The organism is Methylobacterium sp. CB376, from assembly GCF_029714205.1.
Lineage (GTDB): Bacteria > Pseudomonadota > Alphaproteobacteria > Rhizobiales > Beijerinckiaceae > Methylobacterium.
Genome location: NZ_CP121648.1, coordinates 5266078 through 5279891, shown reverse-complemented (window position 1 = coordinate 5279891; position 13814 = coordinate 5266078). Strand labels below are relative to the sequence as shown.

General features: G+C 73.7%; 12 protein-coding genes. 7 read left to right on the top strand and 5 right to left on the bottom strand.

Annotated elements, in window-relative coordinates; translation table 11 throughout:
* Positions 1–232 precede the first annotated feature (232 nt).
* Positions 233–658: an invasion associated locus B family protein gene (locus QA634_RS24245; protein WP_283026823.1), complete on the bottom strand. Its 426-nt coding sequence runs from the start codon at positions 656–658 to the stop codon at positions 233–235.
* Between the two features lie 513 nt (positions 659–1171).
* On the opposite strand from QA634_RS24245, the gene QA634_RS24240 reads away from it, so the two are divergent.
* Positions 1172–1972 carry an FkbM family methyltransferase gene (locus QA634_RS24240; RefSeq protein WP_236728881.1) on the top strand — a complete coding sequence of 267 codons (801 nt, stop codon included), beginning with the start codon at positions 1172–1174 and terminating at the stop codon, positions 1970–1972.
* A gap of 28 nt (positions 1973–2000) precedes the next feature.
* On the opposite strand, the gene zwf is transcribed toward QA634_RS24240, so the two are convergent.
* Both zwf and QA634_RS24230 read right to left on the bottom strand, forming a co-directional pair.
* A complete protein-coding gene (gene zwf, locus QA634_RS24235) occupies positions 2001–3482 on the bottom strand; it encodes a glucose-6-phosphate dehydrogenase (RefSeq protein ID WP_012334539.1) in 1482 nt (493 codons plus the stop codon).
* Positions 3483–3593: 111 nt separating this feature from the next.
* Positions 3594–4433 carry an SDR family NAD(P)-dependent oxidoreductase gene (locus QA634_RS24230; protein ID WP_012334538.1) on the bottom strand — a complete coding sequence of 280 codons (840 nt, stop codon included), beginning with the start codon at positions 4431–4433 and terminating at the stop codon, positions 3594–3596.
* A gap of 217 nt (positions 4434–4650) precedes the next feature.
* Here QA634_RS24230 and QA634_RS24225 point away from each other — a divergent pair, with 217 nt between their 5' ends.
* Positions 4651–5778 (top strand): acyl-CoA dehydrogenase family protein, encoded by a 1128-nt coding sequence (locus tag QA634_RS24225; RefSeq protein ID WP_012334537.1) that lies wholly within the window; start codon positions 4651–4653, stop codon positions 5776–5778.
* Between the two features lie 63 nt (positions 5779–5841).
* On the opposite strand, the gene QA634_RS24220 is transcribed toward QA634_RS24225, so the two are convergent.
* A complete protein-coding gene (locus QA634_RS24220) occupies positions 5842–7692 on the bottom strand; it encodes a sigma 54-interacting transcriptional regulator (protein ID WP_415926920.1) in 1851 nt (616 codons plus the stop codon).
* A gap of 267 nt (positions 7693–7959) precedes the next feature.
* On the opposite strand from QA634_RS24220, the gene QA634_RS24215 reads away from it, so the two are divergent.
* The 4 genes from QA634_RS24215 to cynS all read left to right on the top strand — a co-directional run bounded on the left by QA634_RS24215 (position 7960) and on the right by cynS (position 11732).
* Positions 7960–9330 carry a CmpA/NrtA family ABC transporter substrate-binding protein gene (locus QA634_RS24215; protein WP_012334535.1) on the top strand — a complete coding sequence of 457 codons (1371 nt, stop codon included), beginning with the start codon at positions 7960–7962 and terminating at the stop codon, positions 9328–9330.
* Between the two features lie 4 nt (positions 9331–9334).
* Complete coding sequence (gene ntrB / locus QA634_RS24210) at positions 9335–10174, top strand: nitrate ABC transporter permease (protein WP_012334534.1); 840 nt, start codon at positions 9335–9337, stop codon at positions 10172–10174.
* 4 nt (positions 10175–10178) lie between these two features.
* Complete coding sequence (locus QA634_RS24205) at positions 10179–11114, top strand: ABC transporter ATP-binding protein (protein WP_012334533.1); 936 nt, start codon at positions 10179–10181, stop codon at positions 11112–11114.
* A gap of 129 nt (positions 11115–11243) precedes the next feature.
* Positions 11244–11732 carry a cyanase gene (cynS, locus tag QA634_RS24200; protein ID WP_012334532.1) on the top strand — a complete coding sequence of 163 codons (489 nt, stop codon included), beginning with the start codon at positions 11244–11246 and terminating at the stop codon, positions 11730–11732.
* Here the strand turns inward: cynS and QA634_RS24195 are convergent.
* On the bottom strand, positions 11719–12558 hold the full coding sequence (locus tag QA634_RS24195) for a ComF family protein (RefSeq protein WP_012334531.1): 840 nt from the start codon (positions 12556–12558) through the stop codon (positions 11719–11721). The two genes, cynS and QA634_RS24195, sit on opposite strands and share 14 nt — an antisense overlap.
* 377 nt (positions 12559–12935) lie before the next feature.
* On the opposite strand from QA634_RS24195, the gene QA634_RS24190 reads away from it, so the two are divergent.
* Entirely contained in the window at positions 12936–13814 is an 879-nt protein-coding gene (locus QA634_RS24190) for a methyltransferase domain-containing protein (RefSeq protein WP_012334530.1), read from the top strand.

The window sequence follows — 13814 nt, the reverse complement described above, 5'->3', positions numbered from 1 at the left end:
CTTCAGGGTGGGACGTGCGGACGCTCGGCGCGCATGGCCGTGTCCGTGATCCCGTCGATGCGGACGACCCTGTCCGTGGCTCGGGCGTCTTTGCCCGGTGGCGCCTTCGGCCAGCCTTCCTCGCCGCAAGCAGGAGCCGTGCCAGATCCTCCCCGGGGGCGCGGGCCCGCGCGCCGGGACCGCGGCGCAGGGCGTGGGCAGCGCTGCTGAAAGCGCGGGCAACCTGCCCGGATCAGCCCGAGAGGGCGGCCATGCGGGCGAAGGCCGCCGCGAAGCCCGAGAGCGGCACCGTGAAGGTCTCGGCCTCGCCGTTCTGCTTCATGCCGGTCACGCGCAGGGCGACGGCGGTCCGCATGGCGTCGGTGGCGACGGTCGGGAAGCTGATCGGGGCGATGCAGCCGGCCGTCACGCAGGTGGTGAAGGGGGCTCCCTTGCCCAGCGTCGCGTCGTCGAGCTTGAAGGTGATGCCCGGCTCGACCTGCAGCCCGAGCGGAACCAGCACGACGCCCTCGCTGCGGCCGTTCTGCGGCTGGCGCAGCTCGATGCTGAAGCGCCGCCGCCCGGTCTGGGAATCGCCCTGGGCCTGCGAGACCTGGCAGGTCCGCGCCTCGCCCTCGCGGCTGCAGCTGACCGTCCAGTCCCCGTAGACCTCGCTCACCGCGCTCGCCCCCGGCGGCCAGCCGGCCGGCGCGGCGGACGGGGCCGCCGCGGGGGCCGGGGCGGCGGGGGCGGCGCGGGCCGGTGGGCCGGGGAGGGCCGGCGCGCGGGCTTCGCCGGGGCGTGAGCGGGAGCGGGGGCCGGGGCGGGCTCCGGAGCGGCCGGCGCCTCGCCCTCCTGGCCGAGCGCGCGGCCCGCGCCGAGCGCCAGGGCGAGGGTCAGGGCGAGACGGAACGGACGGCAGGACGGCATGGCGGCGGCACCCTCGGGAGATCGGCGCCCGGCCGGGCGCGACGGCCACCCTCTAGTGCGACCGGATCGGGAAGGGAAGGCGTCCCGGCGCTGCCGTATCCCATTGATAAATTTTGGAATTATACAAGCTACAGGGCGTTTCCGGCCGGCCTCGGCACCGACATCGCCGTCATCCTTCGGTAATCTTAGCGGAGGGTCGCGGCCGATGCTCTTCACCACACTATCGCCAAGGTTGAGCAGGGAGGAGGATTGCGTGGTGTCGATGCAGCTCGCGCGCCGGTTGACATTGCGGCTGCATCGGCTGCGCGCGGCCCAGCCGGTCGTGGAGGCGATCCAGCGCCGCTCCGCCCGCTTCGGCGTGCAGGAAGTCGCGGATTTCGACGGGAACCTGCGCATCGCCCTCGACCTCTGCGAGCAGGCGGCGAGCGACATCTTCTGGTGCGGCTATCACCGGCCCGGCGTGGTGCGCTGCCTCGACGGCCTGCTCGGGCCGGGCCAGGTCCTGTTCGACGTCGGCGCCCGGATCGGCGAGGTCACCCTGGTGGCGGCCAAGCGGGTCGGCCCGTCCGGCGCCGTCTTCGCCTTCGAGGCCCAGGCCGCGCAGCAGCGCAAGCTCGCCGCCAACGTGGCGGCCAACCGCCTGAACCAGGTCCGCTACGTGCCCTGCGACGCCGGCGCCGCCCCGGGAACCCGCCCGGTCGAGGCCCGCGCCGGCCGCTTCTTCGGGGAGGCGCGCGCCGGGGCCGGGCCGCGGGGCGCCGCGACCCTGCGGGCGGAGGTCACCACCATCGACGCGGTCGCCGGCCAGTACCGGCTGGAGCGCCTCGACGGGATCCGCCTCGGCGGCGAGGGACGGCCGCTGGCCGCCCTGCGCGGGGCCGCAAGCAGCCTCGCGCGCTTCGCGCCCTGGCTGGTCGTCGAGGGCGTCCCGGCGCAAGCCGACCTCGCCGCGCTGCTGCCCGGCTACCGCTTCCACCGCATCCGCTCGGACGGGGAGGTGGCGACCCTCGACGCGCCGGGCGCCGGGGAGGCCCTGCTCGGCCTGCCGGTCGCGCGCGCCTGAGGCGGGGCGCGCCCGGACGGGGAGGGGCTCAGGGGACGAGGTTCTCGTGCCAGGTCCTGCCGTCGCGCTCGATCAGCGCGATGGCCGCGGTCGGCCCCCAGGTGCCGGCCGGGTAGGGGCGGGGCGGCTCGGGCCGGTCCGCCCAGGCCTGCAGCACCCCGTCGGCCCAGGCCCAGGCCGCCTCGACCTCGTCGCGGCGCATGAACAGGGTCGCGTTGCCCCGCACCACGTCCATCAGCAGGCGCTCGTAGGCGTCCGGGTAGCGCTGGTTGAAGGTCTCCTCGAAGCTGATGTCGAGCCCCGTCGGCCGCAGCCGCATGCCGCCCGGGCCGGGCTCCTTCGTCATCACCTCGAGCTTGATGCCCTCCTCGGGCTGCAGCCGGATCACCAGCCGGTTCGGCTCCCGGGCGAAGGATTCCGGCGGGAAGATGCTGAAGGGCGAGGAGCGGAACTGCACCACGATCTCGGACATCTTCTGCGGCATGCGCTTGCCGGTGCGCAGGTAGAACGGCACGCCCGCCCAGCGCGGCATCAGGAGTTCGAGCTTCAGGGCCACGAAGGTCTCGGTGTGGCTGCGGGCGCCCTGGCCGAGATCGGCGAGGTAGCTCGGCACCGGCCTGCCGTCGACCGCGCCCGCCGCGTATTGGCCGCGCACCGTCAGGTGCGGGATCTCGTGCGACGGGATCGGCTTGAGCGCCCGCAGCACCTTCAGCTTCTCGTCGCGCACCGAATCCGGGTCGAGGGAGAGCGGGCTCTCCATGGCGGTGAGGCAGAGGAGCTGCAGCAGGTGGTTCTGCAGCATGTCCCGCAGGGCGCCGGACGTGTCGTAGTAGCCGCCGCGCCCCTCGACCCCGACCGTCTCGGCGACCGTGATCTGCACGTGGTCGATCACGTCGGCGTTCCACAGCCGCTCGAAGATCGTGTTGGCGAAGCGCAGGGCCAGCAGATTCTGCACCGTCTCCTTGCCGAGATAATGGTCGATGCGGAAGATCTGGCTCTCGGGAAAGACCTCGCCGACTTGGTCGTTGATGGCCCGCGCGGAGGCGAGATCGTGGCCGATCGGCTTCTCCAGGACGACCCGCGCCTTCGGCCCGATCAGCCCGTGGGCCGCGAGGTTGCGGCAGATCGGGCCGTAGAGGCTCGGCGAGGTGGCGAGGTAGTACGAGCGCACCTGGTCCGGGCGCTCGTCGAGGAGCCGCGCGAGGTCGTCCCAGCCCTCCTCGCCGAGCCCGTCCACGGCCACGTAGGTGATGTGGCTCAGGAAGCCCTGCACGGTCTCGGCGTCGAGATCCGCCGCCGGCACGTGCCGCCTGAGCGCCGCGAGCGCCATCTCGCGGTACTCCGAATCGGGGTGGTGGCTGCGCGCCGCCGCGACGATGCGGCTGGTCTCCGGGATCTGCCGGTCGCGGAACCGGTAGTAGAGCGCCGGCAGCAGCTTGCGCATCGTCAGGTCGCCGGTGGCGCCGAACACGACGCCGTCGAAGGAGGCGACGGGAATGATCTTGGGCATACGGCCTGCAATCTCCGGTAATCGGCCGCGGCACGATGCAAGCAAGCCGCCACGGGCCTGGAACGGCGCCCCGCGCTTCCCCGAAGGGCGGGTGCCCTTCGGGAAGCCGCGTCACGCGCCCATGTAGACCGAAAATGCGTCCTTGTAATCGGGGTGCCAGCGGGACAGGGCCGGTCTGTTCAGGAGAATGTCGTCGAGGCCCCAGCGCATCCGCCTCTCGTCCTGCTCCCGGGTGGTCTCGTTGTCGGGGCACAGGATGTAGAAGTCGCCGGCCGCGACGCCCCGCACCATCAGGGCCACCGTCTGCTCGGGCGTCCAGGCGGCGGCCGGCTTCTCGGACACCCCGCGGGCGCGGGTGAGGCCCGTATAGACGAAGCCCGGGATCAGCAGGTGGGCGGTGACCGGCACGGCGTGCTGGCGCAATTCGTGGGCGAGCGCCTCCGCGACGACCCGCACCCCCGCCTTGCTGACGTTGTAGGGAGTGTTGCCCGGCGGGGTCGTGATGCCCTGCTTGGAGCCGGTCACCACCAGGGCGGCCGGCGCCCCTGCCTCGATCAGCCCCGGCACGAAGACCTGCAGGGCGTTGATGACGCCCCAGAGATTCGTGTCGAGGATGCGCCGCCAGGTCGCCTCGTCCGAGAAGAAGCGCCCGCCGGCCTCGATCCCGGCATTCGCCATCACGAAGGAGATCGGGCCGAGATCCGTCGCGGCCGCGTGCAGGGCGGCGACCGCCTCCCGCCGCGCCACGTCGGTGGGCACGGCGCGCACCGCGGCGGCGCCCGCCTGCGCGACCGAGGCCGCGGCGGCGTCGAGCGCCTCGCCCGGGAGGTCGGCGAGAACCACGGCCATGCCGCGGCCGGCGCAATGGCGGGCGGCGGCGAGGCCGATGCCGCTCGCCGCCCCGGTGACGACGGCGACCCGGCCCGGCGCCAGGGCGGGATGATCTGTCATGCTGCGGATCCTGCTGAGGCGGAGGGATGCGCCGGCGAGATAGGGCGATGCGCCCCGGCGCCCACCGGGGCGCCCGCGGCCGCGGGGCGGGCCTCGGCCCGAACCCGCGGCGGGGCCTCGGCGGGAGCGGGTGGCACGGTTCTTGGACATGGCCCGGCGCCGGGCCCGACCGCGGAGGGGGCCAGCCGGGCCTCCGGGGTCCGCCGGGGAGACGACCATGCTGCGGGTGATGACGATGCAGGCGGAGCCGGACGGCCCCGCCGCGATCGAGACCATGCTGGCGGCGCTTCGCCGCGCCGCCGACCGCGACCTCGTTCCCCTCGTGCGCCGCATCGACGAGGAGGGCCTCTACCCGGAGGCGGCCCTGCGCGCCTTCGGGGCTGCCGGGGCCTACGCGGCGCATCTCCCGGCCGGCGGGCCGCGGGGTGCGGCGCATCTGGGCGGCGCCATCCAGGCCGTGGCGGAGGCCGGCGAGCACTGCCTCACCGCCGCCTACTGCATGACCTGCCAGGCCGCCCTCGCCTTCGTGATCGCCTGCAGCCACAATGCCGAGCTGCGCGACGGCCTCGGGCCGCGCGTCGCCGCGGGCACGGTGCTCGGCGGCGTCGGCCTCGCCAACCCGATCAAGACCTATCTGGGCCTGGAGCGCATCGCCCTCGACGGCGCCCGCGCGGCCGGGGGCTACCGGGTGAGCGGGACGCTGCCCTTCGTCTCGAATCTCGGTCCCGATCACGTCTTCGCCGCGGTCTTCGCCCGGCCGGAGGGGCGTACGGCCATGGCGGTGATGCGCTGCGGCGCCGAGGGGCTGCGCCTCGGCGAGCCGGGCCGCTTCCTCGCCCTCGGCGGCGCCCGGACCCGGGCGGTGGAGTTCCGCGACGTCTTCGTGCCCGACGAGGACCTGCTCGCCGATCCCCTCGAGGGCTTCTACAAGCGCGTCCGGGCGGCGGTGCTCCTGCTCCAGATCGGCATGGCGATCGGCCTCGTGCGCGGCTCCCTGCGCCTGATGTGCGACGTCGCCCGCGTGCTGGCGCCGGCGAACCGCGCCCTCGACGTCCAGCCCCGCGAGGTCTCCGACCGGCTCGACGCCCTGGAGGACGAGGTCGACCGCCTCGCCGCCACGCCCTTCGAGACCGATCCGGCCTACTGGCGCCGCGTGCTGGAGGCGCGGCTGGCGGCGAGCGAACTCGCCCTCTGCGCGGCGCAGAACGCGCTCCTGCATTGCGGGACGGCGGGCCTGCTCGTCGGGGCCGGGGCGCAGCGCCGCCTGCGCGAGGCGTGCTTCCTGGCGGTGGCGACGCCGGCGATCAAGCACCTCAAGCGGATGCTGGCCGAGTTGCAGCACTAGGGTGGGGCGCGGGGGCCGAGGCGCCGCGCCCGCGCCGTCCCCGGATCGCCCCGCGCCAAGGGGTCACGTGTCCGGGCAGGGCGCGGGCGAGCCGGAGCGGCGCCGCAGGCCGAGCGCCTTGATCCGCGAGGCGAGCGTCGTCGGCTTGACGCCGAGGAGCGCCGCCGCGCCGCCCGGCCCGAACACCCGTCCGCCGCAGAGCGCCAGCGCCCGCTCGATGTCGGCCCGGTCGCGGGCCCGGCGCTCCGCCTCGGTGAGGGGCGCCTCCCGCGGCGCCGGCCGGGAGGCCGCGGGCGGGGAGGGCGCGTCGGTCTCCGGCAGGTCGAGGCGCAGGCGCCCGCGCACGGCCAGGATCGCCGCCCGCTCGATCACGTTCTCCAACTCCCGCACGTTGCCCGGCCAGGCGTAGGCGGTGAGCCGGCGCACGTCCCCCTCCGTCAGGCGCAGGTCGGGGATCGCGAGCTTGCGCGACACCCCCCGCAGCACGTGCTGGGCGATGAGCGGGATGTCGTCGGGCCGCTCCCGCAGCGGGGCGGCCAGGATCGGGAAGACGTTGAGGCGGAAGTAGAGGTCCTCGCGGAAGCGCCCGCGCCGGACCTCCGCCCGCAGGTCGCGGTTCGTCGCCGCGATCACCCGCACGTCGACCGCCCGCGTCCGCTCCTCGCCGACCCGCTCGAATTGCCGCTCCTGCAGCACCCGCAGCAGCTTGCCCTGCAGGTCGAGGGGGATCTCGCCGACCTCGTCGAGGAAGAGCGTGCCGCCATCGGCCAGTTCGAAGCGGCCGACCCGGTCGCGCAGGGCTCCCGTGAAGGCGCCGCGCGCGTGGCCGAAGAACTCGCTCTCGAAGAGTTCGCGGGGCACGGCGGCGCAGTTCACCCGGATCAGCGGCCGCTCGCGCCGCCGGCTCGCCTCGTGGATCGCCCGGGCGATCAGCTCCTTGCCGGTGCCGGATTCGCCCGTGACCAGCACGGTCGCGTCGGTGGCGGCGACGAGGTCGATCTGCTGGCGCAGGCGCTCGGTGGCCGGGCTGCGCCCGATGATCCCGAGGTGCCGGCTCTCCAGCCGGATCTCCTCCTTCAGGTAGGCGTTCTCGCGCTCCAGGCGCTCGCGCAGCGATTCGACCTCGGCGAGCGCGTGGCGCAGGCGCTCCTCCGCCTCGCGGCGCTGGCTGATGTCCCGGAACACGATCACCGCGCCGAGGAGCCGGCCGCGGTCGCGGATCGGCGTCGAGGTGTACTCGACCGGGAAGCACGACCCGTCCCGGCGCCAGAACACCTCGTCCTCGACGTGGTGCACGGCGCCGTCCCGGAAGGCGGCGTAGATCGGGCAGTCCCGGTGCGGATAGGGGTGGCCGTCCGGCCGCGTGTGGTGGACGGTCGCGTGCATGTCCTTGCCGACGAGGTCGGCGGCGGACCAGCCGAGCATCCGCTCGGCGGCCGGGTTGATGAAGGTGGTCACCCCCTCCGCGTTGACCCCGTAGATGCCCTCGCCCGCCGCCCGCAGGATCAGCTGATTCTCCCGCTCGATGTCGCGGAAGATCCGCTCCACGCGCTGCCACTCGGCGATGCCCGCGCGCATGTGGCGGTCGGCCTCGGCGTCGACGAGGCGGCGGTGCCGCTCCTCCGGATCGGCCAGGCAGAGGAGGAGGGTGCGGCGCCCGTCGAGGTCGAGCAGCGAGGCCGCGCAGTCGAGGTGCAGCGCCGTCCCGTCCGCGTGGCGCGGGGTGAGGGCGTGGGTCCAGGCGCGGCCCTTCGCCAGGGCCGCCTCGGTGAAGACCACCAGGGCCGGCAGCTGACCCGGATGCAGGGCGCTCGCCCGCATGCCCCGCAGCGCCGCCCGGGCGTGGCCGAGCAGGCGCTCGGCCGCCGGGTTCGCGTCCAGGATCGCGTCCTCGGCCGGGTCGAGGACCAGCATCGCCTCGGGCGCGCCCTCGAAGACCGGGCCGAGGGCGGGCGGGGCGTCGGGGCGGGCGGGCGCGTGCAAGGGGTCCTCCGGGCCGGGACCGTCGCGGGATCACGAGATCTCGTGGCAGACACTGCGAAGGATCGTGAATCACGACATCTCGTGGTCCTCCCGTGTAAGGCTAAGCTTCTCGTTCCGCAAGGTTTTCGTGGCCGGGCCGGCTTGGCACGCGCCTTGCCAACCTGCTGGCCCATGGAGTCCGGCTCGCGAGAGGACACGATGGCCCTGTTCGACGATCCCTTCGACGCGCGGCGGCGCCTGCGGCGGGGCGGTTGCGCCTGCGGCGCGCACGAGAGCCAGGCCGCGCACGACGCGGCCGCGGCCGCGGAGGCTCCGGCGGAGGCGCGGGCCGAGCGGCTGGTGGAGGGCGCGGTGATGCGGGCGCTCTTCCCCCGCGACGCCACCCGCCGGGCCTTCCTGGCGGCGGTGGGGGCGGGGGCGGCGGCGGCCGCCCTGCGCGAGGTGCTGCCGATCGGCTTCGTCACGGAGGCCTTCGCGCAGGCCGGCGCGCCGGAGCGGAAGGACCTCAAGGTCGGCTTCATCCCGATCACCTGCGCGACGCCGATCATCATGGCGGCGCCGATGGGCTTCTACGCCAAGCAGGGCCTCGCCGTGGAGGTGGTGAAGACCGCCGGCTGGGCCGTCATCCGCGACAAGACCCTGAGCAAGGAGTACGACGCCGCCCACATGCTCGCGCCGATGCCGATCGCGATCTCGCTCGGCATCGGCTCGACCCCGCAGCCCTACACGATGCCGGCGGTCGAGAACGTCAACGGGCAGGCGATCACCCTCTCGGTGAAGCACAAGGACCGGCGCGATCCCAAGTCCTGGAAGGGCTTCAGGCTCGCGGTGCCGTTCGACTACTCGATGCACAATTACCTGCTGCGCTACTACCTGGCGGAGCACGGCATCGACCCGGACACCGACGTGCAGATCCGGGCCGTGCCGCCGCCCGAGCTGGTCGCCAACCTGCGGGCAGAGAACATCGACGGGTTCCTGGCGCCGGACCCGGTCAACCAGCGCGCGGTCTACGACGGGGTCGGCTTCATCCACCTCCTCTCGAAGGAGATCTGGGACCGGCATCCCTGCTGCGCCTTCGCGGCCTCGCAGGCCTTCGCCACCGAGACGCCCAACACCTACGCGGCCCTGCTGCGGGCGATCATCGAGGCGACCGCCTACGCCTCGAAGCCGGAGAACCGCAAGGAGATCGCGGCCCAGATCGCGCCGGCCAACTACCTCAACCAGCCCGTGACGGTGGTGGAGCAGGTGCTCACCGGCACCTTCGCGGACGGGCTCGGCAGCGTGCGCAGGGTGCCCGACCGGATCGATTTCGACGCGTTCCCGTGGCACTCCTTCGCGGTCTGGATCCTCACCCAGATGAAGCGCTGGGGGCAGGTCAAGGGCGACCTCGACTACCGGGCGGTGGCCGAGAAGGTCTACCGCGCCACGGACGCCGCCAAGCTGATGGCGCAGGCCGGGCTCAACCCCCCCGCCGCCACCTCGAAGACCTTCGTGGTCATGGGCCGGACCTTCGACCCCGACAGGCCCAAGGAGTACCTCGACTCCTTCGCCATCAGGCGCGCGAGCTGACCCGGTGCGCGCCTCCCTGTCCGCGCGCGCGGGGCTCGTCTCCGCGCTCCTCCTCCTCGCCTTCCTGCTGGTCTGGCACCTCGGCGTCGCGGGCACCGGCCGGACGGAGGCGATGGACCCCGAATACGCCGCCCTGATGGGCCAGAGCGCCACGACGGGCAGGTCCGCCATGCCCGGCCCCCTCGACGTCGGCGCCACGATCTGGCGCCACCTGCGGGATCCGTTCTACGACCGCGGCCCGAACGACAAGGGGCTCGGCATCCAGCTCGCCCACTCGGTCGCGCGGGTCGGGCTCGGCTATCTCCTCGCCGTGCTGGTGGCGCTCCCGCTCGGCTTCCTGATCGGCATGTCGCCGCTGATGAGCCGGGCGCTCGACCCGTTCATCCAGGTGCTGAAGCCGGTCTCGCCGCTCGCCTGGATGCCGCTCGCCCTCTACACGATCAAGGATTCCGGCCTCTCGGCGATCTTCGTGATCTTCATCTGCTCGCTCTGGCCGATGCTGATCAACACCGCCTTCGGGGTCGCCGGGACCCGGCGGGAGTGGCTCAACGTCGCCCGCACCCTGGAGGTCGGGCCCCTGCGGCGGGCCTTCACGGTGATCCTGCCGGCCGCCGCCCCCACCATCCTCACCGGCATGCGCATCTCGATCGGCATCGCGTGGCTCGTGATCGTCGCCGCCGAGATGCTGGTTGGCGGCACCGGCATCGGCTACTTCGTCTGGAACGAGTGGAATAACCTCTCGATCACCAACGTGATCACCTCGATCCTGGTGATCGGCCTCGTCGGCATGGTCCTCGACCAGCTGCTGGCCCGCGCGCAGCGCCTCGTGACCTTCCCGGAGTGAGGCCGTGGCGACGCTGCTCCCCTTCCGCACCCCTCCTGCGCCCGGGATCACCATGTCCGACGACCGCTACGTCTCGATCGAGGGGATCGCGCGCCGCTACGCCGCGCCCGGCGGCGGCACCACCACCGTGTTCGAGAACCTGTGGCTGCCGATCCGGCGCGGCGAGTTCGTCTGCATGGTCGGCCATTCCGGCTGCGGCAAGACCACTCTCCTCAACATCTTGGCCGGGCTCGACGCCCCCTCCGAGGGCGTCGTGATCGCGGACGGCCGCGAGATCGCGGGACCGAGCCTCGATCGGGCCGTGATCTTCCAGGGCCACGCGCTGCTGCCCTGGCGCACGGTGCTCGGCAACGTCGCCTACGCGGTCGCCTCGCGCTGGCGCGGGGCGCGCCGGGCCGAGATCGAGGCGAGGGCGCGCCGGGCGATCGCCACGGTCGGGCTCGCCGGGTCCGAGCACAAGCGCCCGGCGGAGCTGTCGGGGGGCATGAGGCAGCGCGTCGGCATCGCCCGGGCGCTCGCCATTGAGCCGAAGATGCTGCTGATGGACGAGCCCTTCTCGGCGCTCGACGCGCTCACCCGCGGCACCCTGCAGGACGAGGTGCGCCGGATCTGCCTCACCACCGGCCAGACCGTCTTCATGATCACCCACGACGTCGACGAGGCGATCTACCTCGCCGACCGGATCGTGCTGATGACCAACGGGCCCGAGGCGCGGCTGGCCGAGATCGTCGAGAACCCGCTGCCGGCCGGCCGCGACCGGGCGAACCTGCACCACGCCCCCGGCTACACCGCCCTGCGCAACCACCTGATCGATTTCCTGGTCACGCGCAGCCGCACCTTCCGGGAGGCGCCGCCGCCCGGCTACGACCCGCGCCACCCGCCCGTCCTGCGCCCGGCCGCCTGCGAGGCCGATGCCCTCGCGGCCGCCCGGCGCGCCTGATCCGCTGTCCGGACAATCACGTCCGGACAGCGGATCATAAGCCCGCGCGGCGCTTGAGCGAAGTCGAAATCCGCATTGCGAGGCAATTCGTCGGATTTCGTATGTGACCCACCAGCAAGGGAGACACCGATGAAGCGCGAAGACCTCACGGAGAAGCTGCTCGACATCAAGCGCGAGAAGGGCTGGACCTGGAAGTTCATCCAGGAGGAGATCGGCGGCGTGTCGCCGATCCTGATCACGGCGGCCTGCCTCGGCCAGATGAAGCTGCCGAAGGCCCAGGCCCGCAAGGCCGCCGCCCTGTTCGGCCTGTCGGAGGCGGAGGAGCGCCTGCTCAACGAGGCGCCCTATCGCGGCTCGATCCCGTCCATGCCGCCGACCGACCCGCTGATCTACCGCTTCTACGAGCTGGTCATGGTCTACGGCACCACCTGGAAGGAGCTGATCCAGGAGGAGTTCGGCGACGGCATCATGTCGGCGATCGACTTCAACATGGAGATGGCGCGCGAGGCCAACAACAAGGGCGACCGGGTGAAGCTCACCATGTCGGGCAAGTTCCTGCCCTACAAGTATTACGGCAACGAGGAGGGGGTGCCGGAATACGGCTTCAAGGAGCCGTGAGCGGCTCGGGCGCGGCCTCCCCGCCGAGGACGCGCCCGTCCTGCACCACGCAGGCGAAGGCGAGCACGTCGACCGCCGCGGCGCCGCCGCGCAGCAGCGCCCGGGCGGCCGCGTTGGCGGTCGAGCCCGTCGTGATGACGTCGTCGACCAGGAGGACGCGCCGGCCGGCGAGCCGCGGCCTCGCCGCCTCCGGCACCCGGAAGGCGCCCTGCAGGTTCTCGGCCCGCGCCGCGCGGCTGAGCCCGACCTGGGGCCGGGTGCGCTTCACGCGCGCGAGCAGGTCCGGCGCGACCGCGAGGCCGCTGCCGCGCGTGGCGTGGCGCGCGAGCAGCATCGCTTGGTTGAAGCGGCGCCACCACAGGCGCCAGCGCCAGAGCGGGACCGGCACCGCGACGTCGGCCTCGGCGATCAGCTCCCGCCCGGCCCGCGCCATCATGGCGCCCATCGCGGCGGCGAGATCGAGCCGGTCCTCGTATTTGAGCCGGTGCACGAGGCGCTTGGCGGTGGCGTCGTAGCGCAGGGCCGCCCGCGCCCGCCCGAAGACCGGCGGGTCGGCCATCGCGGCCGGGGAGAGGAGCCCCAGGACGCCGAGATCGACCGCGAAGGGGGTGCCGAGCCGCTCGCAATAGGGGCGCTCGATGAAGCGGACCCCGCGCCAGCATGCGGGGCAGAGGGCGTGGGGCAGGCCGGTGGCGGCCCCGCAGGCGATGCAGGTCGGCGGGTAGACGAGGCCGAGGAGCGCGTCGCGGGCGGCGCCGGGCAGGGACGCCGCGAGGCGGAGCGTTCCCCGCCGGAGCCGGCTCGCGGCACCCGCCTGCCCGTTCATCTCCGCCCGACCGCCCGCATTCCGCTGCGTCAGAATAGACCTCATCGCCCGATGAAGTCATCCGCCTTCCGGAAAATCACTTCCGGAAGGCGGATGACCAGCCCGCGCGGCGCTTGAGCGACGCCGACATCCGCATGGCCGAAATGGGAGATGGCGAAGCAATCCGTCGGCTGTCGTATCACCGGTTCGGCGGCACGGACGAGGCCGGAACGGCGGGCCGAGCAGGATTGCGGGGGTCGTTCCGCTCGGCGCCGAGCGCGGGGGCCGCGACCTGCCGCGATCGCCGCAGCCCGGGGCGGCGGCCCTCGCGACATTCTCCGCCGCCGCGGCCGGTCCGCCCTGGCGCCGGGAGCGCGCGCGCGCCATCTACCCTGCGCATGTCGACTCCGCCGCCCCTCTTCGACGCCGCCCTGATCCGCAAGCGCCTCGCCCGGGCTCGGGCCTCCGGCTTCGCCGATTTCCTGGTGGCGCGGGCCTCCGAGGATCTCGGCGAGCGCCTCGGCACGGTGCTGCGCCGCTTCGATGCCGCCCTCGATTGCGGCAGCCCGACGACGGGCGCCGCCGCGTGGCTGCGGGAGAGCGGCCGCGCCGCCTCGGTGGTGCGGCTCGCCCCGATCCCGGAGCCGCCCCGTGCGGGGATCGCGCTCGCGGTCGGCGACGCGGAGGCGCTGCCCTTCGGCGAGGCCCGCTTCGACCTCGCCCTGTCGCTCCTCGCCCTGCAGCACGCCAACGACCTCCCCGGGGCGCTGATCCAGCTGCGGCGCGCCCTCAGGCCCGACGGGCTCTTCGTCGGCTGCCTGATGGGCGGGCGCTCGCTCACCGAGCTGCGTCAGGTGCTGGCCGAGGCCGAGAGCGAGGTCGAGGGCGGGGTCAGCCCCCGCGTCGCGCCCTTCGCGGAGGTGCGCGACCTCGGGGCGCTGCTGCAGCGCGCCGGCTTCGCCCTGCCGGTGACGGATGTCGAGACCGTGCCGGTGCGCTACGCCACGCCCTTCGGCCTGATGCGCGACCTGCGCGCCATGGGCCTCACCAACGCCCTGCGGGAGCGGCGCGGCAGCTTGCGCCGCGCGACGCTGCTGCGGGCCGCGGCGCTCTACGCCGAGCGCTTCGCGGATCCGGACGGGCGCGTGCGCGCCACCTTCGAGCTGATCTGGCTGTCCGGCTGGGTGCCGCACGAGAGCCAGCAGAAGCCCCTCCGGCCCGGCAGCGCCCGGATGCGCCTCGCCGACGCCCTTGGCACCACCGAGCACAGGAGCTGA

What these genes read in the sequence shown, in the direction of transcription:
- QA634_RS24240 (WP_236728881.1), top strand. Translation starts at nt 1,172, where the DNA reads ATGCAGCTCGCGCGCCGGTTGACATTGCGGCTGCATCGGCTGCGCGCG.
- zwf (WP_012334539.1), bottom strand. Translation starts at nt 3,482, where the DNA reads ATGCCCAAGATCATTCCCGTCGCCTCCTTCGACGGCGTCGTGTTCGGC.
- QA634_RS24230 (WP_012334538.1), bottom strand. Translation starts at nt 4,433, where the DNA reads ATGACAGATCATCCCGCCCTGGCGCCGGGCCGGGTCGCCGTCGTCACC.
- QA634_RS24225 (WP_012334537.1), top strand. Translation starts at nt 4,651, where the DNA reads ATGCTGCGGGTGATGACGATGCAGGCGGAGCCGGACGGCCCCGCCGCG.
- QA634_RS24220 (WP_415926920.1), bottom strand. Translation starts at nt 7,692, where the DNA reads ATGCTGGTCCTCGACCCGGCCGAGGACGCGATCCTGGACGCGAACCCG.
- QA634_RS24215 (WP_012334535.1), top strand. Translation starts at nt 7,960, where the DNA reads ATGGCCCTGTTCGACGATCCCTTCGACGCGCGGCGGCGCCTGCGGCGG.
- cynS (WP_012334532.1), top strand. Translation starts at nt 11,244, where the DNA reads ATGAAGCGCGAAGACCTCACGGAGAAGCTGCTCGACATCAAGCGCGAG.
- QA634_RS24195 (WP_012334531.1), bottom strand. Translation starts at nt 12,558, where the DNA reads ATGAACGGGCAGGCGGGTGCCGCGAGCCGGCTCCGGCGGGGAACGCTC.
- QA634_RS24190 (WP_012334530.1), top strand. Translation starts at nt 12,936, where the DNA reads ATGTCGACTCCGCCGCCCCTCTTCGACGCCGCCCTGATCCGCAAGCGC.